We start from the raw sequence: 24,677 nt of genomic DNA, 5'->3' as shown, positions 1-24,677 counted from the left end.
GGGCGTCAGGGGCGCTCTTAATAATTTCCTCAGTGACTAATTTCCCCCTGTGACCCCCTACGCGAAAGAACCCCTAAAATTACGCTTCCGTGTGAAAGGGCTCGACGTCCCGTTTCAGCGCCCATCTTCAAGCGCGGCTTTTGCCAGACGATGGAGCAGATCGCGTTGCGCGGCTTCGAAGGCCTCTTCCTCTCCTGGCGGGCAGAGCATGTTGGCAAGCTGCGGCAAGGTTGACGGCCATGCGGCGAGCCCGATCAGCGTGAGCATCGCGGCGGCGGATTTTGCGCTATCTTCAATCCCGAAAAAAGTTTTCAGCCGTTCTGCCTTGCGCCGATAATGTTGGCGGCGGCGCTCTTCATCGGGCACCGGGCCACCGCCAAATTGCAAAGCCTCCCACAACATCAACCGCAGGAGATCGGGCGCTTGCTCGTGGGCTTGCCCCAGGCGATCGATCAGGGCTTCGGGCGACGCTCCCCATTGTCCAACCGTTTCGGCATGCGCCGCGAGCGTATCGCTCATGACCGCGTCGAAAAGCCCCTCTTTCGAGCCGAAGTTTGCATAAATTCGTTCCTTATTCGCGCCGGATGCCGCCGCGATCCGATTGATGCGCGCCCCGGCAAGCCCAAAATTTGAAAACTCGACGCGCGCCGCATCGAGGATCCTGCGGCGCGTTGCACCTGCATCACGCATGTTTTCTCCCCTTGCCAACCATTCAGTTGGATACTATAGATAGCCAACCGAATGGTTGGATGGAGCGCCGTGCAATGTCGGAACGATCGCCTCGACCCGCCCGTAAAGAAATCATTTTGCTTACAATAGCCGCCATCTTGGTCGTTGGGCAGACGTATATTGTCATTTCGCTGTTCGCGCCGATGGCGGTGGATTTCGCACGCCCGGCGGCAAGCCTCGCCGTCACCGTGACGGTTTTCGGCATTCCCTACGCCTTTGCCGGGCTGTTGGCGGGGCCGCTTGCCGATGTTTGGGGCGCGAAGAAGGTCATCGTCTTGTCCCTGGTCGCAAGCGCGCTTACGACGCTGATCGTGGCCGTCGCCCCTGGTTTCGCGATGCTGATCTTGTTGCGCGCCCTTCAGGGTTTCACCGCCGGTTTCTTCGCGGCGCCCGTGTTCACCTATATCGCCCGCGATCTTCATGAGGAGGTCCGCGCCTTCGCAACGACCGCCATACAGGCCGGAGCGTTGGCGTCGGCGGTGTTGATGCAGCTCTTTGGTCAAGTGATCGAGGTCCGGCTCGGCTGGCGTTTCGCATTTTTCATCCCGGCGCCGGTCATCTTGGGTCTCGCGTTGGCGGCCGAGCGGCTGTTGGCGCGCTCATCGGGCGCCGCCGAGAGGCACGTTGGTAAAGCGCTTCTGGCCTTGCCGGATCTCTTGCTACAATGGCGGCTCCTGGCGTTGTATGGCGCGGCGTTGACTTTGCTCGGCGGCTTTGTCGCCGTCCTATCGGGGCTTTCTTTATATGGTCCGCAAGACTTGCGGGCCGATCCGACGCGCTTGTTTCTGGTGAGGGCTTCGGCCTTACCCGTCATGCTCGCCGTGCCCTTCCTCGTCCTTCGCCTGGGGCGGCTGTCGCTGCGCGCGCGCATTTTTTCGGGATTGGGGCTATCGGCGCTCTCGCTCGCCGTCACGGCTTTGGCCGCGGAGCAAACATGGGCGCTGGCCGGCGGTCTTGCCGCTTGCGTCGCCGGCATCCTAATCGCCGCGCCGGCAATCGTGCAGGGCGTCGCCCAAGCCGCCCCCGAGTCGAGCGGGGCCGCCGTTTCGATTTATGCGTTCACCATTTTTCTGGGAGCAAGCCTCGGTCCGCAATTCGCCGCCCTGCTGGCGCCAACGGGGATGGTCGGTCTCTTGCTGTCGGTCGCGACGTTGCTTGCGGTCGGTTCGCTCTTTGGGGTTATAGGCGCCAAAACCACAAAGCAAAGCTAGGGTCGGGACCTATTCATCTAGAACTGAAATACGGTGCATATATGACACACGGAAAAAGGGCCCCGCACCTGCGGAGCCCTTTTTGAAGCTGGCGGAGGGAGCGGGATTCGAACCCGCGAAACAGTTTCCCGTTTACACGCTTTCCAAGCGTGCGCCTTCAGCCACTCGGCCACCCCTCCACGGGGTTTGCGGACGGCCCGAGTTTCCCCGCCTCGTCCGCGCTGCGCAACCTAACCGAGGGCGCGTCGTCGTGCAACGGTTTTACGTCGATTCGCGGCGACAAATTGTACGGCATGCGTTTTACAATGCGTCCTTGCCGTGCGGGGCGTCAAAGGGCATATCTACACCATGATCCTTTTTTTCAACATCGGATGGGTGCTCCTGATTTTAAGCTTTTTCGGCGCCGCCGCCGAAATTGCCGTGCATGCCGTGACGCCGGTGCGAAGCGTGTTCATTTCCGGCAACGACGTGTGGTACGTGCTGGCGCCCAACGGCCTCGCCCTCGCCCACTTCTGGGTCGAAAGCCACCTCGGGGCCGCATTTTGGGATGTCGTCATCCGCCCCGCCCTGACGCCACCGCTGTGGCTGACGTTCGGTCTCCCCGGCTTTATCTTGCTGTGGCGTTTCCGCCCCCGCCACGGCGACGGCCGCGACGCCAAACGCCAGGAAGAAGCGCTAGGTTTGTACGACGAGCTGGCTCGCGACGCCAAGGAAAACGGCTATGGCGACGGCGACGACATGATGCCCGGCCATGACGATGACGCTTTCGCCCACGATCGTCACGACCTGGAAGGCGACGACGTCTCCACGCCTCCACGCCCGCCCGCGCCTTAAAAAACTGTCGGGCGGGCAGGACAACGGCCTCAGTCATCACCCATTTTAAGGGCCGCGATGAAAGCCGACTGGGGGATTTCGACGCGCCCGAACTGGCGCATTCTCTTTTTCCCTTTCTTCTGCTTTTCCAGAAGCTTGCGTTTGCGCGTGATATCGCCGCCATAACATTTCGCGGTCACGTCCTTACGCATCGCCGACAGGGTTTCACGCGCGATGACCTTGCCGCCGATCGCCGCCTGAATGGGAATTTTGAACAGTTGTCGGGGGATCAGGTCCTTCAGACGCTCGCAGACTTGGCGTCCGCGATTTTCAGATTGCGAGCGGTGACAGATAAACGATAGGGCGTCAACCGGCTCGGCGTTGACCAGGATCGACACCTTGACCAAATCGTTCTCGGCATAGTCGTCCATTTCGTAATCGAAGCTGGCGTAGCCGCGCGAAATCGACTTCAAACGATCGTAGAAATCGAACACCACCTCGTTCAGAGGCAGGCGATAGACCGCCATCGCCCGCGTGCCCACATAGGTCAACTCGATCTGTTGGCCGCGCCGTTCGGTGCACAATCCCAGAACCGCGCCCAGAAATTCATCGGGCACCATGATCGTCGCCTTGATCCACGGCTCGGCGATCGCGGCGATCTGCGACGGGTCGGGCATGTCGGCGGGATTGTGCAGCTCCAGGTCGCTGCCGTCGGTCAGCTTCATCCGGTAAGCGACGCTGGGCGCGGTAGTGATCAGGTCGAGATCGAACTCGCGCTCCAGACGTTCCTGGATGATCTCCAAATGCAAAAGGCCGAGGAAGCCGCAGCGAAAACCCAGTCCCAGGGCCATTGAATTTTCCGGCTCGAAGGCGAAACTGGCGTCGTTCAGACGCAGCTTGCCCAAGCTGTCGCGCAGATCGTCGAAATCCGCCGCGTCGGATGGGAAAAACGAACAAAACACCACGGGAACCGATGGCTTGAAGCCCTTCAACGGCTCAAGGGCGGGGCGTTTTTCTTCGGTAATGGTATCGCCGACGTTGGTGTCGGACACGGTTTTGATCGAGGCGGTGATAAAGCCCATTTCCCCCGGCCCCAACTCGTTCACCTTGACCAGCTTGGGCGTGAAAATGCCGACCTGATCGACGCCGTGGGTGGTGCCCGCCGCCATCATGCGGATCTTCATGCCCTTTTTCAGCACCCCGTCCTTGACACGAACCAGAATCATCACGCCGAGGTACGAATCATACCACGAATCGACCAACAGCGCCTTCAGCGGGGCGTCTCTGTCGCCTTCGGGTGCGGGCAAGCGGGTGACCACCGCCTCCAGCACGCTGTCCATGCCGATGCCCGATTTCGCCGACACCTTGAGGGCGTCCGAGGCGTCCAGGCCGATAACGTCCTCGATCTGCTCGCAAACCCGTTCCGGCTCGGCGGCGGGCAGATCGATCTTGTTCAGGACGGGGATGATCTCGAGGTTGTTGTCGAGCGCCAGATAGACGTTGGCCAGGGTCTGCGCCTCGACCCCCTGGGAGGCGTCAACCACCAGCAACGCACCCTCGCAGGCGGCCAGCGATCGGCTCACCTCGTAGGCGAAATCGACATGCCCCGGGGTGTCCATCAGGTTCAGCTGATAGGTCTCGCCGTCCTTGGCCGTATAGGTCAGACGTACCGTCTGGGCCTTGATGGTGATGCCGCGCTCGCGTTCGATATCCATGCTGTCGAGGACCTGTTCGGTCATCTCGCGATCGGAAAGTCCGCCGCACATTTGAATCAAACGGTCGGCCAACGTTGACTTGCCATGGTCAATGTGGGCGATGATGGAAAAATTGCGGATGTGTTCGATGCTGCTCATGGCCGCGCTTTTAGCATTACGGCGGAAATTTTGCTATAGCCTGAATGCGCGTGAGACGTCCGGTCACGGCAAGGGCGAAACCCCGATCAGATAAACGTGTACGTGTAAAAAACCGACGTAAAAAAGGATGCCGAGCGCAGCCGTCACGGCATCGCGTCCGTCAAAAACCCAGTCGGCGCGCCCGCGCAACAGGGCGACAAAAGGCACGCTCGACGTTCGCCGCGTCAAGCGCTCCCAAGCTTCTTGGCCAAGGCGCTTTTTATACTTCGCGTCCAAAATTATGGGGCCGGCCAAGCCCAGGGCGCATAACAAACCAAAAAGCATGAGCGAGGCGACGTCCCCATTGGGCGCCATGTGCGCGCCTGCCCATAGGCTGACCGCCCACATTAAAGGATGGCGCGTTACCGCCAGCAATCCCGGGCGCTTGGGATCGAACCCCTTGGTGCGCACCGCCAGGGAAAACGGATTGGGCAAAATCAGGCTAGCGGCCAATAAGATAAACGCCACCGGCATGACGAGATTTGGAACCCATCGCATCCAGGGCGTCTGCGTCCATACCTCGACATATGGCGCCTGTGTGTAAGCGATGGCGACCCAAGCCAACAAAGCCAGCGAAAGCGCCATATACGCCGCCAAATACCCGCGCCGTCCCAACACGGCGATCAATTTTTCACGTAGCGGGCGATACGCGGGAATCACATGCGCGGCGATAAAAGCCAGAATTGCTAAAATCAGTGTGGGCATTGGCGTTCCTCAGCTTATGCGGCGCACGATCCCCTAAACCGGATCGCACCCGAGAGGCAAGCGCGAACCTTCCGGAAAGACGACGTCATCGAACGCCGGGGGAATTTTAAAGGTCGCGCCGGAAAAATCCACGGGATGGTAAAATTGGGTTTCGCGAAAAATCGCAGGCCCTTCGAAGCGGGTGTTGCGAAAGGACACCGGACCGCGAAAACGGGTTTCGCTGGCGTCGAAGCAACCGGCGATCAACGCGTCGTCGAAATCCACCGCCAGAAACCGCGCCACGATCAAGTCCAAGTCCCCCGCGAAATGCGCGCCGGTGAAGCGCGCCGGGCCGTCAAAATAGACCTCGGTCAAATCGAGATCCCCCTCGAACGAGGCGCCGGCGAAATCCACCCCCGGCAAGGGGTTTTCCGGGCAGGCGAAGGCGTCCAGGTCGAGATCGGCGGGAACGACAACCCCGCTGAAATTGATCGCCTCGCCCCGACTGCGGGCGATTTCAACCAATTTCAGAAGTTTTTCGGAAAACATGCGCATCGCTCGTTCCCCCGACCTCCGTCTTGCGGCCCTGTCCGGGCTACAGCTCCCGAGGGTCGGCGAGGCCGTGCTGGCGGCAACAAGCGACGACGGTGTTGCGCAACAACACGGCGATCGTCATCGGTCCGACCCCGCCCGGCACCGGCGTGATCGCACCCGCGACCTTGACCGCCTCGCCAAAGGCGACGTCGCCGACCAGACGGGTCTTGCCCGGACCCTTTTCCGGGGCGTCGATCCGGTTCATGCCGACGTCGATCACCACCGCGCCGGGCTTGATCCAGTCGCCGCGGACCATTTCGGGGCGGCCCACGGCGGCGACGACAATATCGGCGCGACGGCATTCGCCGGCCAGATCGCGGGTGCGCGAATGGGCCACCGTCACGGTGCAGCTTTGCTGGATCAGCAGTTGCGCCATCGGCTTGCCGACGATATTCGAGCGGCCGATGACCAGGGCGCGCAACCCGGAAAGGTCGCCCAGGCGGTCTTTCAGCATCATCAAGCAGCCCAGCGGCGTGCACGGCGTCATCGCGTTTTGTCCGGTCATCAGCCGTCCGGCGTTGATAACGTGAAAACCATCGACATCCTTGTCCGGCGAAATTGCGTTGATGACCTTCAGGGAATCGATGTGATCGGGCAGCGGCAATTGCACCAAGATGCCGTGAATATCGGGGTCTTTATTGAGGCCCTCCACCACCGCCAACAGATCCGCCTCGGGCGTCGCGGCGTCCATCTTGTGTTCGCGCGAGACCATGCCCGCCGCGACCGTCTGCTTGGCTTTGTTGCGCACATAAACTTGGCTCGCCGGATCCTCGCCGACCAGGACCACCGCCAGGCCAGGCGTCACGCCGTGGCCGGCCTTGAGCCGCGCGACCTCTTGGGCCACCCGTTCGCGCAAACCCTCGGCGAAGGCCTTGCCGTCAATTATCGAAGCGTCCGTCATGCGTATTTCCCATCGTCTTAAAGCGTCGTTAAAGCGTCAAAATCCAATTTTCCAGCCGCCGCGCCAAATCGGGTCCGTCACCGGCGCAGACGATCACCTTGTTGCGATCGGTGGCCCCGCCGACCACCGCGAGCGACGTCTTGGGCACCCGCCACGCCTTGGCCAGCATTTTCAACAGGTGCGCGTTCGCTTTACCCCCTTCGGGCACGCTTGTCACCTGTGCTTTCAAAACTACGCCCCCCTGGGCATTCTCGGCCAGGGGTCCGATGCGGTTGGCCGCCGCCTTGGGGGTCAGGCGAAGGTGGACCTTAAGCCCGTCCGGGTGGGGTTCGTAAAAAGACGCGCGCTCAGCCAAATTGCCACGCCAAACGCTGCAGGACGTTCTGCAAGAAGACCAGCCCTAAGATCAACACCAACGGCGACAGGTCGATGCCGCCCAGGTTGGGCAGCATATTGCGGATCGGACGCAGCGCCGGTTCGGTGACGCGATAGAGGAAATCGCCGACCAGGTAAACGAAACGGTTGGAACTGTTGACCACGTTGAAGGCGTGCAACCAGCTGAGGATAACCGCCCCGACCAACAGGTATATGTACAGATTGATGATGATGTTGATAACGGTCAGCAGGGGAACGAGGATCACGCTCATCGGGGATTCCGCTTCTGTTAGAGGGCATGCGCCAGGAAACTGGCCTTAACCTAGTCCGCCCCGCCCCACGGCGCAAGGGGGGCGCGCAGGGTGCACGGTGCACGGCGCAATGGATTTTTTTACCTCTCCGCCGATCGGGGTTCTTGACAGAACCCGGCTTTAACGCGCATATAACCCGGCGCGCCGCAAGGGCACCGTCACCGGCGCGCCCGTGGGGCCGTAGCTCAGTTGGGAGAGCGCGTCGTTCGCAATGACGAGGTCAGGGGTTCGATTCCCCTCGGCTCCACCATTTTTTGTCTCGCGCTTATTTCGCTTCGCTCAAACGCTCCGACGGGGCGGCGAACGGTCGCCGGGCCGCAGTCGCGGCCTTGGTTTCGGTTCGAGTTTTCTCTTCTCACCTCCACCATTTTTTGTCTCGCGCTTGTTTCGCTTCGCTCAAACGCTCCGACGGGGCGGCGAACGGTTGCCGGGCCGCAGTCGCGGCCTTGGTTTCGGTTCGAATTTTCTCTTCTCACCTCCACCACTCCCTCCTCTCCCTTGACGCTATCATATGCACCATCCGTCATGCACCCTTGGAGAGATTCAGCGGCATCCTTTGGCCGCCTTGATATCGAGCAACCCTCGATAGCGACGCGAAATGTCGGACAAGGCCACCGTGCCGGACGGGTACACCAGGATGAGACTGGACCATCGCGCGGCGCCCGAAGGCGATGCGAGCCGCCTGGCGTCGGCTTCGGTTTTTATCGATTTCAAAAAGTCCTCGGCCTCGTCGAGCTGAACTCTGAGCATCGTGCAGTTCACCGTGTACTGCGCGGGCGGGCGGCCATCCACCAGGGTCGCCGGGGTCCACTTATCGGCCATCCGTTCGGCTTTTTTCACCATTGCGCGAGGGAGGACGCTTCGGAGTCGCTTCGCGATTGTCATGCCGGTTCGGCTTCCCCGCCCGGCGGCGATACTCGCCCATTTCAGCGCGGCGAGCCGGTTTTCGGGAACGCCCCGTCCCTGTTCGTACATGACGGCGACGATATATTGGCTGTTCCATTGCCCCTGTTTCGCCGCTTTAAGCAGGTAAGCAAACCCCCGTTCGGGATCCTTGGGCACACCATACAATCCAGACTTATAGATGAGTCCCAGTTCAAATTGGGCCAGAGGATTGCCCCCGTCGGCGAGCGGGGTGAGTTTACGCACGGCGGTCACACCGTCTCGCGCCGTTATGTTCGGCCACGCCGTGGTCTCACTTAAGGGCGCCTGACACCCCACGACAACAAGCGCGAGAGCGCACGCCACGACCGCTTTATGCAGGTATATTTTAGACGGATACATTGATTGGCCTCTTTAAATTTTTCTTAAAAAGGACCGTATTCCCGCACCATAAAACAATCAATTATTGATCACCACGAAGCATCTACAACTTTATATTTCATGTATTGAGCGGTCTGCATACCTGTCATCAACCCCAAAGCCGGGCACCATAGCGTACGAAAGGGGGGCTATATGTGGAATATCAAGGCCGTACTTCGGGATGCGGCGATCATTTTCACCCTTACGGCCCTATCGGGCGCGGTCGTCGGCATTTCCTTGATTGGGCACACGCCAATCCCGGCGGGAGGATCGGCGGCGATCGCTTTTGGGAACATCGCCTTTACGACGGTCGGCTTCATCATTTCGGGTTGCCTTTCCAAAAAACATCGCTTCAAACACGGGTTTAAGGTCTCACTGGCGTTGTGGATACTCTCCCTCGTCAATGTCTTTTTCTTTGGCGCAACGCTGGCGACATGGCTAATAGCCCCCGTGGTGTTCCTGGCCTGCATGGCGGTCGGGGTGGGCATCTCGTTTCTTCTTGTCAAAACCCCGAAGGGCGCCGCCGACGAAGAAATCGAGTCGGCGTCAGCCCCGGACTTTGAGCGTGCATCGGCCACGCCGCTTTTTTTCCGGCCCCACGCTATCGAGGAACTCTTCGGATTTGCAAGCGTCCTGCTTGGACATTATCATCCGCAGGAAACCCAAGCGCGTGTCCATTTTACCGATTCTAAGGAGTACACCCCGGCGCTTCCTCGCAAATCTCTTCTTGACAGTCCCTAGACGACCGGTCTATTCATGGCGTCATGACAGTGGCGGAACACAAACAAACCCGGGAGACGTTGCTGCGCGTCGGCACCGAGATGATCGCCCGCGGCGGCTTCAACAGCACCGGCTTGAACGCCATCTTGAGCGCCGCCAAGGTGCCCAAGGGGTCATTCTATCATTATTTTTCCAGCAAGGAAGATTTCGGCCTTGCCGTGATCGACGACTTCGCCGCCGCCTATACTCGACGCCTGGACCGCACCTTGGGCAACGCCGATACCCCACCCCTGCAGCGCATCCGCGATTATTTCGCCGCCGCCATCGCCGACATGCGGGCCTGCGATCACGACCGGGGCTGCCTGGCGGGCAACCTGGGCCAGGAGCTGGCCGGCCAGAACGAGGCGTTCCGTCTTCGCCTGGAAGAGATTTTCGAAGACTGGGCGCGCCGTTTCAGCGCCTGTTTCGAGGCGGCCCGCCGGCGCGGCGACATCGCCGCCGACAGTGATCCCGAACAGCTTGCCGAACTGTTGATTAGCGGGTGGCAGGGCGCGACCTTGCGCGCCAAGGTGCGCAAGTCCAGCGCACCGATGGCCTTGTTCGCCGACCTTTTTTTCAGCCATATCCTAAGACCACCCCCGGGATGACGCACCGAGGGTGTCGGCGATACACCAAGGGTGGCGCCTCAAAATGACCCTGCTTTTCGCAATCCGGGTCGAGTAGACCGGTCTACCGCAGCCACCGCCCGGCACGACATCTTTCACGCGACACACATTCTTGTGACACACATTTGCGAAGATTTTCCTCCCACTCCCGATCTTAACCTTTCGCCTTTTTCATCTTTCCCCCTTTTCAGGAGACAGCCCTATGACTTCCCCCACCTTATTTTCTCCCCTGACGATCGGCGACCTGAACCTGCCCAATCGGACCGTCCTCGCCCCTTTGACGCGCTGTCGGGCGAGCGAGGGGTCCGTGCCCAACCCGATGATGGCCGATTATTATGTTCAACGCGCCTCGGCCGGGTTGATGATCACCGAAGGCGCGCAAATCGCCCCCGAGGGTCAAGGCTATCCCGCCACCCCCGGCATCTACAGCGACGAACAGGTCGCCGGATGGCGGCTGGTCACCGACGCCGTGCACCGGGCGGGCGGGCGTATTTTCCTTCAGCTGTGGCATGTCGGTCGAGTCTCCCATCCCTCCTTTCAGCCCGGCGGGACGCTCCCCGTCGCCCCCAGCGCCATCGCCCCCGAAGGCGAGGTCGCGACCTATGAGGGAATGAAGCCTTATGTCGCCCCCCGCGCCCTGGAAACCGACGAATTACCGGGCATCGTCGCGCTTTACCGCAAGGCCGCGCAAAACGCCAAGGACGCTGGCTTCGACGGCGTCGAGGTCCACGGCGCCAATGGCTATCTGCTCGATCAGTTCCTGCGCGACGGCACCAACCGGCGCACCGACGCCTACGGCGGCAGCATCGAAAACCGCGCCCGCCTCCCCCTCGAAGTCCTGGAGGCGGTGTTGAGCATATGGCCGTCCCGGCGGGTCGGGGTGCGCCTTTCGCCCAGCGGCACGATTAACTCCATGAGCGATTCCGATCCCGCGGCGCATTTCGGCTATTTCGTCGAAAAATTGAACGCCTACGATCTGGCGTACGTGCATATCGTCGAACCGATGGAAGCGGACATTCGCCACGGCGGACCGAACATTCCCGGCGGCTCCTTCCGCCCGATCTACACCGGGACCTTGATGCTCTGCGGCGAATACGACGGCGCGCGGGCGGACGCGGCGGTGCAGGGCGGCGCGGCGGATCTCGTCGCCTTCGGTCGCCCCTTCATCGCCAACCCCGATCTGCCTAGGCGGCTGCAGGAAAACGCCCCGCTCAATACCCCCGACCCGACGACGTTCTACGGCGGCGACGAACATGGTTATCTCGACTACCCCGCGCTGGAAGAAGCCCCGGCGTAAGCCTCGACCCACGGGCGCGGCCCCGCGGCGGATACGTCGCGGGGCCTTTTTCCCGGTCGGGGAACCCCTGCCGCAAGGCTCGCGATGGGACACAAGAACATCAGGGCCGTGGGCGTTTCTTGCATTCGCTCGCCTGCGCCGGTTGTCCCTTGCCCGAAGCCATCGATTGTTGCGGACCGGCGGCGAACATCTTCACCTGGCGGGCCATTTTATCCAAAGTGCGCGCCACCGCCCGATTGACCGACCCGATCGGATAGTCCCCGGTTTCGTCGATTTCGCCGGCGGGAACACCGGTCAGAAGCGCGATCGCCTGATCGACGGTATCGACGGCGTAAACCCGGAATTTTCCGGCGCGCACGGCGGCCTGCACGTCGTGGCGCACCATCAGGTCGCGCACGTTGGCCGACGGGATCAAGACTCCCTCGTCGCCGCGCAGGCCGCGCGCGGCGCAGACGTCGAAAAAGCCTTCGATTTTTTCGTTAACGCCACCAATCGCCTGCACTCGACCGCGCTGATCGACCGATCCCGTAACCGCCAACGATTGGGAAATCGGATACCCCGACAGCGCCGACAGCAGAGCGTATAGCTCCGCCCCCGAGGCGCTGTCGCCATCGACGCCGCCGTAAGACTGCTCGAACGTCAGGGTTGCGGACAAGGCGAGCGGTTGTTTCTGCCCAAAGCGCGACATGATGAAACCTTCCAGAATCATCACCCCCTTGGAATGCAGCGGGCCGCCCAACTCGACATGGCGCTCGATATCGACCACCTCGCCCTTGCCCAGGTGCACGTTACAAGAAATTCGCGACGGCCGCCCGAACGCGAAACCGTCGAGATCGATGACCGATAGGCCATTGATCTGGCCGATCACCGCGCCCTCGGTCTCGATCACCAGGGCGCCGTTCGCGATTTCCTCCCAGATCAATTCACGCAGGCGGTCGGCGCGATAAACCTGGGCGTCGAGGGCCTGTTGAACATGGACTGCTTTGATCAGGCGCGATTTGCGTTCGCCCGCCCAAAAATCGGCCTCGCGCACCAGATCGACGATGGTTCCCATGTGGGTCGATAGTTTTTGCGCATCGCCCGCCTCGCGCGCGGCGAACTCGACGACCCGGGCCAGCGCCTTGCGGTCGAGATGGCGCAGGCCGTCGCGCGCCACCTGGGCGGCGATCAGGCGAGCGTAAAGGAGCGCGCTATCCCGGTCGCGCGTCATTGTTCCGGCGAAATCGGCGGCAACCTTGAACAGCTCGCGAAAATCGGGGTCATGCTCATTAAGCAAGTAATAAAGCTTGGGTTCTCCGATCAAGATCACCTTGACGTCGAGGGGGATCGGCTCGGGATCCAACGAGACTGCGCCGATCCATCCCAGCGACTGGGCCGGCGTCTCAATACGGATACGCCGGGCGCGCAACGCACTCTTCAGGGCGTCCCAAGCATTGGGTTGAGTCAACAACTTGTGCGCGTCGATAATCAGATAGCCCCCGTTGGCAAGATGCAACGCGCCCGGCTTGATCAAATTAAAGTCGGTCATCAACGCACCGAATTGACTGGTGTGCTCAATCCGTCCAACCAGATTAGGCTGGCTCGGATTTTCCTCATCGACGACCGGCGCGCCGGGCGCGCCCTCCTTGGCGCACGTCTCGGTCTCGGACACCTTGAGCTTCACCACAGGCGTCCCTCCCGTGGAGGCTTCGATACCCACCGAGCGATCGACCATCACGTTGACCCGATAGCGGCGAAACGCCATCTGCGCACCCGCCGGGGCGGGGGTCGGCAAAACCGGCGCTTGCTGCGGCTGTTCGGAACCGAGGAAATCGGCGGCATGCTCGACCACATCGCGGCGCACCGCCTCAAGATAGACCCGCACGTCCGGCAAGTCGCTCCACTGCTTCTCCAGTTCGTCGATCAGGTGGCCGACGGCGTTCTGAGTTATGGTGCGGCTCAGCTTCTTGAGTAGGGCGCGTTTCTCTTTTTCCCATTTGGGAATTTCGGCGACGATATCCTCCAGCTCCTCCTGCAATTCGACAAGGGCCTTTTGCAACCGCTCGCGCTCGGCCTTAGGGAGTTTCTGAAAGTCGTCCGGAGCGATGACCTCTCCCGCCTTGAGCGGAACGAGGCCCAGCCCCGTGGGCGTGCGGATCATCGCAACGCCACGTTTTTCGGCTCGTTTTTGTAAGGACGAAAAGGCCTTCTCGTGACGCTTTTTAACATCCTCGTCAATCGCGCCGCGCTGCGCACGGTAGTCGTCACCCTCGAAAGCATCGGGGATCGCCTGGGTCAATTCCTCAACCAGGCGGCGCATGTCTTCGCGTAGCGCACACGCGCGCCCCGCGGGCAGGGGCAGGGCGTGCGGGCGATTCGGCGCGTCGAAATTATGCACATAGCACCAGTCGGAAGGGACGGCGCGTTGTTTGGCGTGGTCCTCAAGAAAACCCCGTATCAGACTGTACTTGCCGGTGCCCTCGGGGCCAAAGGCGAACAGGTTATAGCCGTCGTGCGCCATCTTAATGGCGAAGCGCACCGCCTGAACAGCGCGATCCTGACCCAGTATCCGGTCGATCGGCGGCAGATCGGCGGTGGTCTTAAAGGTCTCGTCGGCGAACGTGCACGACGTGTAAAGAGTTTTCGCGCTAAGCGGTTTTATCGGCTGATTCATAAAGACTTTCCTGATTTGTTCGGCCTGCTTTTTCGCATCGCCACGCCCGCTCCGTGGTCCTTGATGATCTCACGCATCCTCGGGAACGCCACCCTCCAAAGCCGCCATCGCCGCGTCGCTGAAGCCGAAATGATGCCCGATTTCATGAATCAGAACATGGCGGATAATATGGGGCAAGCTCTCGCCGCTTTCGCACCAGTAATCCAAAATCGCCCGACGATAAAGGAATATGATGTCAACATCGGCGGCGCTCGCCATCACCGATTTCTCCCCCAAGGGAACGCCGTGATACAGGCCCATCAGATCGAACGGATTGTCCAGCCCCAGGTCGCCCAACACGTCCGCGGGCGCAAAATCATCGATGCGAAACACCACGTCCACGACATGGCGGCGCAACGCCTCCGGAATTTCGGCGAAGGCTTCGTGGGCGAGGCGTTCGAGATCGTCCAGCGTTGGTGCCGAATCGAACGCGGGAGTCTCGGGCGGGAAAGACGCGGGCGGCGTTGTCATGTTTTAAAGGTACTCCGCCTTGACGCCCAGGCCAAGGGCGCGCATGTCCATCCCGCGTCACGGAAGGTCGCGGAAGAATGAAAAGGAGGGTTGTATCGTGATCGAGAAATTGTCCGCCCATGACCGCGCCTCGGCCTTGGGAAATCTGACGGCGTGGCGCGCCACCGATGAGGGCGACGCGATATGCAGAAGTCTGCGTTTTCGAGATTTTAAGGAGGCTTTCGCCTTCATGACCCGGATCGCCCTCGAAGCCGAGAAAATGGGCCATCACCCCGAATGGCGCAACGCCTACAACCGGGTCGAGATCACGCTAACGACCCACGAGGCCAAAGGCCTCACCACCCGTGATATCGCCTTGGCCAAGGCGATCGACCGCGCCTTCGCGCGGGCGCAAACCTGATTCGAGATCAGCCCGCCTTCGCCTCCACCCCCGCGGATGGTAACGCCTCACGGCGGCGGCGGCGGCGGCGAGGCCCCATGGCGGCGACAAAAATCAACAGCCCTCCGATCCAGGTCCAAATATCCGGCGTTTCGGAAAACATTAAATAGGCGGCCAAGGCCGCCACCGGCAGGCGTACGAAATCCAACCCCACAAGGGACGACGCCTCGGCCCCGCTGAACGCCCGACCGAGCGCCAATTGCCCAGCCGTTCCTAAAATACCAATCACGAAAACATCCCCCAAAACCAAAAGGTCGGGCGTTTGCCACACCGCCAGGGCGAACGGTAGGGAGAGCATCGACATAAACAGCCCCATATAAAAAACGATAACGCCCGACGAATCGGTGCGCGTCATTCTTTTCACCATCAATGCCGACGCCGCCATGAACACAGACGAGGCGAGCGCCAGGCCGTGGGCGACGTCAAGCACCTGAAGCCCGGGACGCGTGATGATCAGCACCCCGACGAACCCCGTCGCGGTGGCGATCCAACGGGCCCCGCCGACACGCTCCCCCAAAAACACGGCCGCCCCGATCAGCGCGAACAAAGGGGCGGTAAAACTCAACGCCGTCGCCTCGGCGACGGGCATCATCGACAACGCGGAAAACCAAAACAGCATCACCGCCAGCCCCGATACCGAACGCGCCAAATGAGCGCGGATATGCGCCGTGCGCACCATCGCCACGCCCCGAATGCCCAAAAGCGGAAGAAAAAGCAGAAATTGGGTCAAGTTACGAAAAAAGACGACCTCGAAAACGGGCATTTTCTGAGTCACGCCCCGGATCGCCACATTGACGACGCCCAAACAGGTACAACCGACCAACATCCACACCACCGCCCGCCCGTGGGCGGAAAGCCGCCATGAAATTCCCATTTTGGGAAAAAGAAAAGTATGACGGCGAACACGCATGGGGGATTCCTTTTCGAGGTAAACGTCATCGTTGCCCCTAATGCCCCTAATGTCGGTATGGAATACCCCCTTGTTCAATCTTAAAATGTTTTTTCTTTAGAAATGCGCGCTTAAGGTGCTGATAACAGCACTGTATTCTTGAAATCTCCGGCCACTAGACAGGGTTAATTTTTCCTGGGGAGATGCCCGGGCGGGACGGGAGACGGTCGCCGGGCCTCAAGAGCGATCGCGGCCAATCCCCGAAACCGCAGGCCCTGGGATCGCTAAAATTCGGGCGTGCAGCCGCGCCTCGCGCCGCGCGATATAGACCCCCGAGGTAAAAATCACACCGGCCCCGACCCAGGTCCACATATCGGGCGCTTCGCCGAAAGCAATATAGGCCACCAGGGCGGCGGCGGGCAGACGGACGAAATCGAACGGCACCACGGCGGAGGCGTCGGCGACCCGAAACGCCCGGTTCAGGCACAGTTGAGCGCTGGTCGCCAAGATGCCGATCACGGCGGCCCAGCCCAGGGCGTGCGCCGATGGCGTCCGCCAGACGAACAGGGCGAACGGCAGCGATAAAATCGTCATGAACATGCCCATGTAGGCGGCGATCACGTTGGGCGCGTCGGTGCGCGACATGCTTTTGATGATCAGCCCCGACGCCGATATGAACACCGCCGCCATGATCGCCAGCATATGCGCCCCATCGAAACTACCGACGCCGGGACGCAAAATAATCATCGCGCCGACGAAGCCGACCGCCGTCGCCCCCCAGCGTCGTCGCCCGACGCTTTCCCCCAAGAACAGCGCCGCCCCCATGGTTGCGAACAGCGGCGCGGTGAAGGTAATCGCGGTGGCCTCGGCGACCGGCATCAGGGCAAGCGCCGAAAACCAGCTGAGCATCGCCGCCAGACCCGACAGGGAGCGCAGAAAATGCCCGCGCAACCGCTTGGTACGCAGCACCCCGACCCCCCGCGACAACACCCACGGCAGCATGATCAGCAACTGCATGGCGTTGCGGAAAAAGGCGATCTGAAACGGATGCAGTTCCTGGGAAATATAGCGCACCGCCACGTTCAACACCCCCAGGCAGACACACGCCGCGATCATCCACAGCGCGCCCTGGGTCGGCGCCGACGGTTTTTTTCCTATCCGTTTCATCGCCGCCTTAATCATTATGCGCCTCCGGGCGCACCTTTTGGATCGGCCCCTCGGCGACAACGCTGGGATCGAGGGTCATCGCCTGGGCATGGCGAACCCGGCGCGCCATCCGGGCTTCACGCCGGGCGATGTAAAGGCTGCTGGAAAAAATCACCACCGCCCCCACGATCGTCCACCGGTCGGGCCGTTCACCCAATAGAACGAAGGCGATGATCGCCCCCACCGGCAGGCGCAGGAAATCCAACGCCATGATCGCCGAGGCGTCGGCGTGACTGAAGGCGCGATTGAAGGCGACCTGCCCTAGGGTCGCCGTCAGGCCCAGCGCCAGCAGCCATTTTCCCTGTTCGAGATCGGGCGTGCGCCACACGGCAAGCGCCAAAGGCAGCGAAAAAACCGTCATCAACGCCCCGGTATAGGCCGCGATGACGTTGGGATCGTCGGTCCGCGTCATGCTCTTGGTCAACAAGATGGAGCCCGCCATGAACATCGCCGACAACACGACCAATCCTTGGGCGCGCCCGACGGCGGCCGCTTCCGGGCGTAAAATGACCATGACCCCGACAAGACCGATCACGATCGCCGTCCAGCGCCGGGCGCGGACATGTTCGCGCAGGAACAGCGCCGCCCCGATGGTGGCGAACAGCGGCGTCGTGAAGCTGATCGCAATCGCCTGCGCCGCGGGCAGCACCGCCAGGGCGGGAAAGAAGCAGACCATCGCCATAACCCCGATCGCCGAACGGGTGACGTGGGTTTTGATTCGCGCCGTGCGCATCACGGAAAATCCGCGCACGGCGAGCCAGGGCGCAAAAAAAATCACCTGCACCAAATTACGAAAGAAAATGATCTCGAAGGGAGGGACCTGCTGCGCCACACGGCGGATGAGAACCGCCAGCGCACCGAACATCAGGCACGCCAGCACCATCCACAACGTTCCACGCGTGCCGGAAGGCAGTTCACGAAGGTACGTATTTTCAAACCAAAATCGTTTCATGCCCTGTCCGAACGCCACATCCGCACCGTTGCGCCCAGGCGCGCGGACCGGTGAAAAAACGGAAGAAACCGAAAATCCTCCCAGTCTAAGACCCTACGCAAGGGGGGCATAAAAAGCCATGCCGATATCATCATGGCCGGGTTGCATCGTGTAGTGTCCGGCCCCATACTCGGACCTATTCCCATGCGCCGCCCTACTGCAGACAAAGAGGTTTAACCATGAGATACATCGTCATGGCCTTCGACGGCGCCGACCCGGACGCCCCGGAACGGCGCCGACAAGCCCGTCCTGCCCACATGAGCCGGGCGGCGAAACTGCACGAGGACGGCGTTTTGCTGCACGGCGGGGCGATTCTCGACGACGCCGGCGCGATGATCGGATCGGCGGTCATTTTCGAGGTCGAGAGCCGCGCCGCGCTGGACACCCTGATCGCCGAAGACCCCTATGCCACCGGGGACGTCTGGCGAAACATCGACATCCGCCCCTTTAAACAAGGTTTTTAGCGCGAGCACCCCCCATGACTCCATCCTCCCCCGTATCCCGCCCCGGTCCCCTGTGGACTCCATCGGCCCAACGCGTCGGCGAAAGCAATGCGAGCGCCTTCATGCAATCGGTGGAAGACGACTGGAACGTCACCATCGACGACTGGAACGACCTTGAGCGCTTCGCCCTCGAACGGCCGGAACGGTTCTGGGTTTCGCTGAAGGACTTCGCCGCCGTCGCCGCCGACACTTGGGGCGACGACGTCCTCATCGACGGCGACAAAATGCCGGGGGCCAAGTGGTTTCCCGATGCACGGCTGAATTACGCCGAAAACCTGCTCAAGCGCCGCGACGACGCCGATGCTCTGGTTTTTTACGGCGAAAATAGAGTCTCATACCGTCTGTCGTTCAAAGAACTGTACGACCGGGTATCGCGCTTCGCCCAGGCGCTTGAGGCGGCGGGCGTAACCGAGGGCGATCGCGTCGCCGCCTACATGCCCAACATGCCCGAAACCATCATCGCCATGCTCGCCAGCGCATCGTTGGGCGCGGTGTGGTCGTCGTGTTCGCCGGATTTCGGCGTCCAGGGCGTGCTCGACCGCTTCGGTCAGATCGAACCGAAGGTCCTGATCGCGGTGGCGGGCTATTACTATAACGGCAAATCCCACGACACCCTGGGCAAAACCGCCGAGGTCGTCTCCCAATTGCCCAGCGTGAAAAAATGCGTGATCGTGCCTTACGCCTTCCCCGCGGCCGATGCGTCTTCCGTTCGCGGCGGCGTGCCGTTCGACGACTTCATCGCCCCCTATGCGCCGGACGCTATCGATTTCGTCATGACCGCGTTCAACCATCCCCTGTTCATCATGTTTTCCAGCGGCACCACCGGAGTTCCCAAATGCATCGTCCACGGCGCCGGCGGCACCTTGCTACAGCACGCCAAGGAGCACCTGCTGCACAGCGACATCAAGCCCGACGACCGGGTCTTTTACTTCACCACCTGCGGCTGGATGATGTGGAACTGGCTGGTCAGCGCCCTAGCGTCGCAGGCGACGCTTCTACTCTACGACGGTTCGCCCTTTTATCCCGACGGCAACGCCCTATTCGCCATCGCCGATAAAGAGGCGATGACCCATTTCGGGACCTCGGCCAAGTATATCGACGCCCTGAAAAAGGCCGGGCTTCGCCCCCGCGACAGCCACCGCCTGAGCACGCTACGCGCGATGCTGTCCACCGGATCACCGCTGGTCGCCGAGGCGTTCGATTATGTCTACGACGCCATCAAGCCGGATCTTCATCTCGCCTCGATTTCGGGCGGCACCGATATCATCAGCTGTTTCCTGCTGGGCAATCCCACCGCCCCGGTGTGGCGCGGCGAAATCCAATGCCGCGGCCTGGCGATGGCGGTCGAGGTGTTCGACGACGACGGTCGCCCCCTCGCCCCCGACGACGGCGGTGACGACGACGCCTCCGAACACCGCAAGGGCGAACTGGTGTGCACCCGGCCGTTCCCGTCGATGCCGATCGCGTTTTGGAACGATCCCGGCGACGCCAAATATAAAAGCGCCTATTTCGAGCGCTTCGCCGGGGTGTGGACCCACGGCGATTATGTCGCCCGCACGATGCACGGCGGCTATGTCATTTATGGCCGCTCGGACGCCACCTTGAACCCCGGCGGGGTGCGTATCGGCACCGCCGAGATTTACCGCCAGGTGGAAAAGATGGACGCCGTCCAAGAAGCCATCGTCATCGGCCAGCAATGGGACGGCGACGTGCGCGTGGTCTTGTTCGTGCGCCTGAAGGACGGCCTGACCCTGGACGACGCGTTGATCCAGAAAATCCGCGCCCAGATCCGGGCCAACTGCACGCCGCGCCATGTTCCGGCGAAGGTCCTGCAAGTTCCCGATATCCCGCGCACCAAATCGGGCAAGATCACCGAGCTTGCGGTGCGCGACGTCGTTCACGGTCGCGCCATCAAGAACAAGGAGGCCCTGGCCAACCCCGAGGCCCTGGAACACTTCGCCAACCGCCCCGAACTCCGAGACTAGGATCAGGACCTATTAATCTGATGGCGCGCCGCGTGACGCTTTGGCGTCGCCCCCCGTTCGCGATCGGGGGGACGTTACGGTGCGGCGATCGCGGGTCCGGCGACCTCGCCGCGAATCCATTCGACGAAGGCCTTGATCTTGGGCCTGTCGGCGCGCGCCCGCGGACACACCACGTAATAGGCGTATTCGGCGGGCAGACTGATATCGAACGGCTTGACCAAGCGTCCGCTCGCCAGGTCGTCGGCGACCAGGGTGCTGCGCCCCAGGAGGACACCCTGGCCTTCAACCGCCGCCTGCACGGCGAGGCCGGAATCGAGGAACCACGGCCCCCGTTCGGGATGATCGCAGCGCACGTCCGCCGCCTCGAACCACAGTCGCCAGTCGATGCCCGCATCCTGCAACAGGGTATGACGGGCGAGATCCTCGGGTTTGTCCAAGGGGATATCCCCCTCCAGTAAAGACGGGCTGCACACCGGCGACATTTCTTCTTGCAACAACGGCCAGGCGACGCACCCCGGCCATTCTCCTTTACCGTAGCGGATCGCCAGATCGTAGCCGGTGCGCTCCAGATCGACGATCTCATAATCTGTGGACAGGCGAACGTCGATATCGGGATGGCGGCGGCGAAAACGCCCCAACTTCGGCACCAACCATTTAGTGGCGATCGAGGGCAGGGTGGTGATGTTCAACACCCCGCCCGCGTCCTGGGCGCGAACATGCTCCAGCGCATCGGCAAGATCGTCCAGGGCCGCACTGACGGCGGGAAATAGAGTTTGCCCGGCGTCGGTCAAAAGCAGCGTCTTTTTCAGGCGGCGAAAAAGCGGCAGCCCCAGTTGGTCCTCCAGGGTCTTGATCTGATGGGACACCGCGGCCTGGGTCACCCCCAGCTCCTCGGCGGCGCGGGTAAAGCTGAGATGGCGGGCGGCGGCCTCGAAGGTGCGCAATTGTTTCAGCGGCGGCAACAGTCTCGGCATGGTCGGAATACCCTCTTAATAATGAATAATTTTTATCCGTTATGGGGGGTTTTCCCCCTTGTCAAAGGGGCGGCGAGAGTCGCGCCCAAGCGCAAATATGCCGCGCCAACCGTCTCAGAACTCTATTTATAACATATCAACCATGATTCTATCGCATGGGCGGGCGCATCCACGCCTAGGTTTCTCTATATCATTAGAAAAACTAATCGTTTAATGAAAATTCGTCGTTTGTGAAGAAGGGTGCGCCGGGACTACCTTGGACCTAACAAAAAACCCCCTACGAGAGTAAACGTCATGAGTACACACACCACTACCGCAAACACCCACGGTCATTTTCTCCCCAACGATGCGCTGAAAAGCGCCGCCGTCCTGACTTCGCTCGTCAAGACCGTCAATACTTGGGTTAAGCGCCACCAGGGCCGCGAAGCTTTGTTGCACCTGGACGATCGCATGCTGGCCGATATCGGCCTAACCCGCGCCGACGCTTATATGGAGGTGCGCAAGCCGTTCTGGCGGCCGTAAGCGACCCAACATCTCTCCGACGTGAAGCCCACACAAAAAAAGATGGGCGCGTTGTTTGTGGTATCGCTGTTCGTAGGGAGGATTTGGCGATACATAAAACAACACGTTGTGGGAGGCGTCGGTGATGAAAATTTTTCTACTCTACGGAGCGACGGTGCTGATTTGGGGCTCGACTTGGCTCGCCATTAAATTGCAGCTTGGAACCGTCGCTCCCGAGGTTTCGGTCGGCTATCGCTTCGCCATCGCCGCCGTCGTGTTGTCCCTATGGTGCTTGCTGCGCGGGAAATCCTTGAGATTTTCCGCGCGCGACCATACGTGGATCGCCCTTCAAGGGCTCTTACTGTTTTCCGGCAATTATTACATCTTTTATCTGGCCAGCGGCATCATGACCACCGGCCTGGTCGCGGTGGCCTTTTCGACCATCGTCGCCATGAATATCTTCTTCGGCGCACTGTTCTTCAAAACCCCGGTCAGTCCCCGCGTGTTCGTGGGCGCACTGATCGGCATCGGCGGCCTCGCCTTGGTGTTTTGGCCTGAAATCCAGGGCTTCGAACTGGCCGGAAGCGGTGTCCACGGGCTGATTCTCAGCCTGCTCGCCACGATAATCGCCTCGCTCGGCAACATGGCCGCCGCCCGAAATATCAAGACCGGGCTTCCCGTCATGCAGACCAACGCCGTCGGCATGGCCTACGGCGCGGGGTTCATGATCGCCTTCGCCGCGTTCAGCGGCACCCCGTTTACCTTCGACATTTCCTGGACTTATGTCGGCTCGATCTTGTATCTCGCCCTGTTCGGGTCGGTCATCGCGTTTGGCTGCTACCTCACCTTATTGCGCCTGATCGGGGCTGGGCGGGCGGCCTACGCCACGGTTTTGTTTCCGATCATCGCGTTGAGCCTGTCGTCGATCTTCGAAGGCTACCGCTTTCCCCATGTCGCCGTCTTCGGCGTCGCGCTCGTGCTGATCGGCAATATCCTCGTGCTCGCCCGGCGCAGCCAGCTTGACGCCGCGATCCGCTTCGTCGCACGCAAAAAAACGGCGGCAACCTCGGAAAATTCCTCCTAACGAGAGGATCCTCCCAAAGACTGCCGCCGTTTTATCACCGCACCGGACGGAACGGTGGTTCTGGGTCAAACTTGGCTTAGGGGCGAATGTAACTCCAGCCCTGCTCCTGAAGTTCCGAAATGCGCACCACGCCCGCCGGAACATGCCGAGCCTGGGGAACCAGAGGTGGCACTTTCCCCTCTTTTTTCGTCATTTTCTTCAGTGTGTTATCACAGGCGGAAAAGCGAATATTATCGAAATTCTCGCCAAAACTGGCGATGCGTTTCTTCACCGGCGACTTATCGGCGCGCAACATGTTCAAACCGGGGCCGAAAGCGACGATTTCGATCTGAACCTCTTCGCCCTTCGCCTTGTAATAGGCATCGACATTGGCGGCGTTGTTGAGCGCCAGATTCATCGTCGGCGCATCGCCGGTATCGACCTGAATCACAATCCGGTGCCCCATCGACGTGGCGGCGTCGGACTGAGCCATGGGCAACGCACCCAAAAACAGCGTAACCAGTGTGACCAAACCCATTATTTTCGTTTTCAACATATAGACCTCCCATTTGAACGAAGTGACCGAATTTTTTATTGCGTTCCTTTTTGTTATTGAGCGGAACGGTGTCGCTATTCTCACTCTCTCCACAAGAGAAAATCAAATTTAGAATTTCTCGAATATATATTGCCCGTTGTAACACATGGAAAATATTAGGGTTGTCCCTAACTTCTCTCAGGGAATCCACACTAAAACGCGAGATATCGCCCTTCTCCCTTACCCACAAAAAAACGGCGGAGACGTCCAGGTTTCCCGACATAAGGACCTGGACGTCTCCGCCGTTTTCTCATTCTCGCGCCGATAATTCCGGCGGCTTCAAATTAGGGGCGCACGTAGCTCCAACCCTGTTCCTGAAGTTCCGAGATACGCACCACACCCGACGGCACATGTTTGGCTTGGGGCACCAGGGGGGGCACCTTACCTTCTTTTTTCGCCATATTTTCCAGGGTGTTGTCACAGGCCGAAAAACGGATGTTGTCGAAGTTCTCGCCGAAGCTGGCGATCCGCGCCTTGACCGGCGATTTGTCGGCGCGCAGCATGTTCAGACCGGGACCATATGCAACGATTTCGATTTGGACGTCCTCGCCCTTCGCTTTGTAATAGGCATCGACGTTCGCCGCGTTGTTCAGCACCAAATTCATCAGCGCCTTATTGTTGTTGTCGATCTGAATCACGATCCGGTGCTGGGCCGGATCGGCCGCACGGGCCTGGGTCGGCGTAAGCGCGCCCAAAAACAGGGCAAGCAACGCCCCCAGGGCCATCATCTTTGTTTTCAGCATAGATACTCTCCAATTTAAACAAACAGACTGGGCTTTTTTTCTTCTGCGGCTCACATCGTGTTCGAGTGGCGCAACTCCACCGTGCGCGCATCAACCGTCAAAAATCAAAGCTAACTTTAGGTTTTTCGGCC

General features: G+C 60.7%; 26 protein-coding genes and 2 tRNA genes. 11 read left to right on the top strand and 17 right to left on the bottom strand.

The window, feature by feature from the left end:
* Positions 1-114: 114 nt before the first annotated feature.
* The gene (locus P3M64_RS09845; protein ID WP_132937513.1) at positions 115-690 is read right to left on the bottom strand and encodes a TetR/AcrR family transcriptional regulator; all 576 of its coding nucleotides are present in this window, start codon (positions 688-690) and stop codon (positions 115-117) included.
* A gap of 74 nt (positions 691-764) precedes the next feature.
* On the opposite strand from P3M64_RS09845, the gene P3M64_RS09840 reads away from it, so the two are divergent.
* Complete coding sequence (locus P3M64_RS09840) at positions 765-1,940, top strand: MFS transporter (protein ID WP_165886186.1); 1,176 nt, start codon at positions 765-767, stop codon at positions 1,938-1,940.
* An 89-nt stretch (positions 1,941-2,029) separates the two neighbouring features.
* Here the strand turns inward: P3M64_RS09840 and P3M64_RS09835 are convergent.
* Positions 2,030-2,119 (bottom strand) — tRNA-Ser (locus P3M64_RS09835).
* A 169-nt stretch (positions 2,120-2,288) separates the two neighbouring features.
* Here P3M64_RS09835 and P3M64_RS09830 point away from each other — a divergent pair.
* Complete coding sequence (locus tag P3M64_RS09830; RefSeq protein ID WP_132937515.1) at positions 2,289-2,774, top strand: hypothetical protein; 486 nt, start codon at positions 2,289-2,291, stop codon at positions 2,772-2,774.
* A 29-nt stretch (positions 2,775-2,803) separates the two neighbouring features.
* Here P3M64_RS09830 and lepA read toward each other — a convergent pair whose 3' ends face one another.
* From lepA to P3M64_RS09800, 6 genes are all read right to left on the bottom strand, one after another.
* On the bottom strand, positions 2,804-4,606 hold the full coding sequence (gene lepA / locus P3M64_RS09825) for a translation elongation factor 4 (RefSeq protein ID WP_132937516.1): 1,803 nt from the start codon (positions 4,604-4,606) through the stop codon (positions 2,804-2,806).
* Between the two features lie 63 nt (positions 4,607-4,669).
* Positions 4,670-5,350: an NnrU family protein gene (locus P3M64_RS09820; protein ID WP_132937517.1), complete on the bottom strand. Its 681-nt coding sequence runs from the start codon at positions 5,348-5,350 to the stop codon at positions 4,670-4,672.
* 33 nt (positions 5,351-5,383) lie between these two features.
* A complete protein-coding gene (locus P3M64_RS09815) occupies positions 5,384-5,884 on the bottom strand; it encodes a pentapeptide repeat-containing protein (protein ID WP_132937518.1) in 501 nt (166 codons plus the stop codon).
* 40 nt (positions 5,885-5,924) lie between these two features.
* Positions 5,925-6,824: a bifunctional methylenetetrahydrofolate dehydrogenase/methenyltetrahydrofolate cyclohydrolase FolD gene (gene folD / locus P3M64_RS09810; RefSeq protein ID WP_132937519.1), complete on the bottom strand. Its 900-nt coding sequence runs from the start codon at positions 6,822-6,824 to the stop codon at positions 5,925-5,927.
* Between the two features lie 28 nt (positions 6,825-6,852).
* Positions 6,853-7,179 carry a DUF167 domain-containing protein gene (locus P3M64_RS09805; protein ID WP_132937520.1) on the bottom strand — a complete coding sequence of 109 codons (327 nt, stop codon included), beginning with the start codon at positions 7,177-7,179 and terminating at the stop codon, positions 6,853-6,855.
* Positions 7,172-7,471, bottom strand: a complete 300-nt coding sequence (locus P3M64_RS09800) for a YggT family protein (protein ID WP_132937521.1) — start codon at positions 7,469-7,471, stop codon at positions 7,172-7,174. The genes P3M64_RS09805 and P3M64_RS09800 overlap by 8 nt, the downstream gene beginning before the upstream one ends.
* A 213-nt stretch (positions 7,472-7,684) precedes the next feature.
* Here P3M64_RS09800 and P3M64_RS09795 point away from each other — a divergent pair.
* Positions 7,685-7,760 (top strand) — tRNA-Ala (locus P3M64_RS09795).
* Positions 7,761-8,053: 293 nt separating this feature from the next.
* On the opposite strand, the gene P3M64_RS09790 is transcribed toward P3M64_RS09795, so the two are convergent.
* On the bottom strand, positions 8,054-8,659 hold the full coding sequence (locus P3M64_RS09790; protein ID WP_165886187.1) for a tetratricopeptide repeat protein: 606 nt from the start codon (positions 8,657-8,659) through the stop codon (positions 8,054-8,056).
* A gap of 390 nt (positions 8,660-9,049) precedes the next feature.
* On the opposite strand from P3M64_RS09790, the gene P3M64_RS09785 reads away from it, so the two are divergent.
* From P3M64_RS09785 to P3M64_RS09775, 3 genes are all read left to right on the top strand, one after another.
* Positions 9,050-9,553 (top strand): hypothetical protein, encoded by a 504-nt coding sequence (locus P3M64_RS09785; RefSeq protein ID WP_132937523.1) that lies wholly within the window; start codon positions 9,050-9,052, stop codon positions 9,551-9,553.
* Between the two features lie 29 nt (positions 9,554-9,582).
* On the top strand, positions 9,583-10,179 hold the full coding sequence (locus P3M64_RS09780; RefSeq protein WP_207893070.1) for a TetR/AcrR family transcriptional regulator: 597 nt from the start codon (positions 9,583-9,585) through the stop codon (positions 10,177-10,179).
* Positions 10,180-10,399: 220 nt separating this feature from the next.
* Positions 10,400-11,494, top strand: a complete 1,095-nt coding sequence (locus P3M64_RS09775; RefSeq protein ID WP_132937525.1) for an alkene reductase — start codon at positions 10,400-10,402, stop codon at positions 11,492-11,494.
* Between the two features lie 100 nt (positions 11,495-11,594).
* Here P3M64_RS09775 and P3M64_RS09770 read toward each other — a convergent pair whose 3' ends face one another.
* Positions 11,595-14,147 (bottom strand): Lon protease family protein, encoded by a 2,553-nt coding sequence (locus tag P3M64_RS09770; RefSeq protein ID WP_132937526.1) that lies wholly within the window; start codon positions 14,145-14,147, stop codon positions 11,595-11,597.
* A 69-nt stretch (positions 14,148-14,216) separates the two neighbouring features.
* A complete protein-coding gene (locus P3M64_RS09765; protein WP_132937527.1) occupies positions 14,217-14,657 on the bottom strand; it encodes a metallopeptidase family protein in 441 nt (146 codons plus the stop codon).
* Positions 14,658-14,754: 97 nt separating this feature from the next.
* Between P3M64_RS09765 and P3M64_RS09760 the strand changes: the two genes are divergently transcribed.
* Positions 14,755-15,057 (top strand): 4a-hydroxytetrahydrobiopterin dehydratase, encoded by a 303-nt coding sequence (locus P3M64_RS09760; RefSeq protein WP_132937528.1) that lies wholly within the window; start codon positions 14,755-14,757, stop codon positions 15,055-15,057.
* Between the two features lie 7 nt (positions 15,058-15,064).
* Here the strand turns inward: P3M64_RS09760 and P3M64_RS09755 are convergent, their stop codons facing one another.
* The 3 genes from P3M64_RS09755 to P3M64_RS09745 all read right to left on the bottom strand — a co-directional run bounded on the left by P3M64_RS09755 (position 15,065) and on the right by P3M64_RS09745 (position 18,143).
* A complete protein-coding gene (locus tag P3M64_RS09755) occupies positions 15,065-16,006 on the bottom strand; it encodes a DMT family transporter (RefSeq protein ID WP_132937529.1) in 942 nt (313 codons plus the stop codon).
* A 216-nt stretch (positions 16,007-16,222) separates the two neighbouring features.
* Positions 16,223-17,167 (bottom strand): DMT family transporter, encoded by a 945-nt coding sequence (locus P3M64_RS09750; protein WP_132937530.1) that lies wholly within the window; start codon positions 17,165-17,167, stop codon positions 16,223-16,225.
* Positions 17,160-18,143 carry a DMT family transporter gene (locus P3M64_RS09745; protein ID WP_132937531.1) on the bottom strand — a complete coding sequence of 328 codons (984 nt, stop codon included), beginning with the start codon at positions 18,141-18,143 and terminating at the stop codon, positions 17,160-17,162. Before P3M64_RS09745 ends, P3M64_RS09750 begins: the two co-directional genes overlap by 8 nt.
* A 218-nt stretch (positions 18,144-18,361) precedes the next feature.
* Here P3M64_RS09745 and P3M64_RS09740 point away from each other — a divergent pair, with 218 nt between their 5' ends.
* Entirely contained in the window at positions 18,362-18,646 is a 285-nt protein-coding gene (locus P3M64_RS09740) for a YciI family protein (RefSeq protein ID WP_132937532.1), read from the top strand.
* A gap of 14 nt (positions 18,647-18,660) precedes the next feature.
* A complete protein-coding gene (locus tag P3M64_RS09735; protein ID WP_132937533.1) occupies positions 18,661-20,670 on the top strand; it encodes an acetoacetate--CoA ligase in 2,010 nt (669 codons plus the stop codon).
* A gap of 74 nt (positions 20,671-20,744) precedes the next feature.
* On the opposite strand, the gene P3M64_RS09730 is transcribed toward P3M64_RS09735, so the two are convergent.
* The gene (locus P3M64_RS09730) at positions 20,745-21,644 is read right to left on the bottom strand and encodes a transcriptional regulator GcvA (protein ID WP_132937534.1); all 900 of its coding nucleotides are present in this window, start codon (positions 21,642-21,644) and stop codon (positions 20,745-20,747) included.
* 294 nt (positions 21,645-21,938) lie between these two features.
* On the opposite strand from P3M64_RS09730, the gene P3M64_RS09725 reads away from it, so the two are divergent.
* Entirely contained in the window at positions 21,939-22,166 is a 228-nt protein-coding gene (locus tag P3M64_RS09725; protein WP_132937535.1) for a DUF1127 domain-containing protein, read from the top strand.
* A 124-nt stretch (positions 22,167-22,290) separates the two neighbouring features.
* Positions 22,291-23,229, top strand: coding sequence for a DMT family transporter (locus tag P3M64_RS09720; RefSeq protein WP_132937536.1), 939 nt, complete (start codon positions 22,291-22,293; stop codon positions 23,227-23,229).
* A gap of 76 nt (positions 23,230-23,305) precedes the next feature.
* On the opposite strand, the gene P3M64_RS09715 is transcribed toward P3M64_RS09720, so the two are convergent.
* Both P3M64_RS09715 and P3M64_RS09710 read right to left on the bottom strand, forming a co-directional pair.
* A complete protein-coding gene (locus P3M64_RS09715) occupies positions 23,306-23,746 on the bottom strand; it encodes a DsrE family protein (RefSeq protein WP_132937537.1) in 441 nt (146 codons plus the stop codon).
* 341 nt (positions 23,747-24,087) lie between these two features.
* The gene (locus P3M64_RS09710) at positions 24,088-24,546 is read right to left on the bottom strand and encodes a DsrE family protein (RefSeq protein WP_207893071.1); all 459 of its coding nucleotides are present in this window, start codon (positions 24,544-24,546) and stop codon (positions 24,088-24,090) included.
* Between the last annotated feature and the right edge of the window lie 131 nt (positions 24,547-24,677).

This window comes from Varunaivibrio sulfuroxidans, assembly GCF_029318635.1.
Taxonomy (GTDB): Bacteria; Pseudomonadota; Alphaproteobacteria; order Rhodospirillales; family Magnetovibrionaceae; genus Varunaivibrio; species Varunaivibrio sulfuroxidans.
This window is presented reverse-complemented; position numbering and strand designations above follow the sequence as displayed.

What these genes read in the sequence shown, in the direction of transcription:
- P3M64_RS09765 (WP_132937527.1), bottom strand. Translation starts at nt 14,657, where the DNA reads ATGACAACGCCGCCCGCGTCTTTCCCGCCCGAGACTCCCGCGTTCGAT.
- P3M64_RS09820 (WP_132937517.1), bottom strand. Translation starts at nt 5,350, where the DNA reads ATGCCCACACTGATTTTAGCAATTCTGGCTTTTATCGCCGCGCATGTG.
- P3M64_RS09735 (WP_132937533.1), top strand. Translation starts at nt 18,661, where the DNA reads ATGACTCCATCCTCCCCCGTATCCCGCCCCGGTCCCCTGTGGACTCCA.
- P3M64_RS09815 (WP_132937518.1), bottom strand. Translation starts at nt 5,884, where the DNA reads ATGCGCATGTTTTCCGAAAAACTTCTGAAATTGGTTGAAATCGCCCGC.
- P3M64_RS09800 (WP_132937521.1), bottom strand. Translation starts at nt 7,471, where the DNA reads ATGAGCGTGATCCTCGTTCCCCTGCTGACCGTTATCAACATCATCATC.
- P3M64_RS09840 (WP_165886186.1), top strand. Translation starts at nt 765, where the DNA reads ATGTCGGAACGATCGCCTCGACCCGCCCGTAAAGAAATCATTTTGCTT.
- P3M64_RS09770 (WP_132937526.1), bottom strand. Translation starts at nt 14,147, where the DNA reads ATGAATCAGCCGATAAAACCGCTTAGCGCGAAAACTCTTTACACGTCG.
- P3M64_RS09845 (WP_132937513.1), bottom strand. Translation starts at nt 690, where the DNA reads ATGCGTGATGCAGGTGCAACGCGCCGCAGGATCCTCGATGCGGCGCGC.
- P3M64_RS09720 (WP_132937536.1), top strand. Translation starts at nt 22,291, where the DNA reads ATGAAAATTTTTCTACTCTACGGAGCGACGGTGCTGATTTGGGGCTCG.
- P3M64_RS09710 (WP_207893071.1), bottom strand. Translation starts at nt 24,546, where the DNA reads ATGCTGAAAACAAAGATGATGGCCCTGGGGGCGTTGCTTGCCCTGTTT.
- P3M64_RS09740 (WP_132937532.1), top strand. Translation starts at nt 18,362, where the DNA reads ATGAGATACATCGTCATGGCCTTCGACGGCGCCGACCCGGACGCCCCG.
- P3M64_RS09725 (WP_132937535.1), top strand. Translation starts at nt 21,939, where the DNA reads ATGAGTACACACACCACTACCGCAAACACCCACGGTCATTTTCTCCCC.
- P3M64_RS09715 (WP_132937537.1), bottom strand. Translation starts at nt 23,746, where the DNA reads ATGGGTTTGGTCACACTGGTTACGCTGTTTTTGGGTGCGTTGCCCATG.
- P3M64_RS09830 (WP_132937515.1), top strand. Translation starts at nt 2,289, where the DNA reads ATGATCCTTTTTTTCAACATCGGATGGGTGCTCCTGATTTTAAGCTTT.
- lepA (WP_132937516.1), bottom strand. Translation starts at nt 4,606, where the DNA reads ATGAGCAGCATCGAACACATCCGCAATTTTTCCATCATCGCCCACATT.
- P3M64_RS09745 (WP_132937531.1), bottom strand. Translation starts at nt 18,143, where the DNA reads ATGAAACGATTTTGGTTTGAAAATACGTACCTTCGTGAACTGCCTTCC.
- P3M64_RS09755 (WP_132937529.1), bottom strand. Translation starts at nt 16,006, where the DNA reads ATGCGTGTTCGCCGTCATACTTTTCTTTTTCCCAAAATGGGAATTTCA.
- P3M64_RS09775 (WP_132937525.1), top strand. Translation starts at nt 10,400, where the DNA reads ATGACTTCCCCCACCTTATTTTCTCCCCTGACGATCGGCGACCTGAAC.
- folD (WP_132937519.1), bottom strand. Translation starts at nt 6,824, where the DNA reads ATGACGGACGCTTCGATAATTGACGGCAAGGCCTTCGCCGAGGGTTTG.
- P3M64_RS09750 (WP_132937530.1), bottom strand. Translation starts at nt 17,167, where the DNA reads ATGATTAAGGCGGCGATGAAACGGATAGGAAAAAAACCGTCGGCGCCG.
- P3M64_RS09730 (WP_132937534.1), bottom strand. Translation starts at nt 21,644, where the DNA reads ATGCCGAGACTGTTGCCGCCGCTGAAACAATTGCGCACCTTCGAGGCC.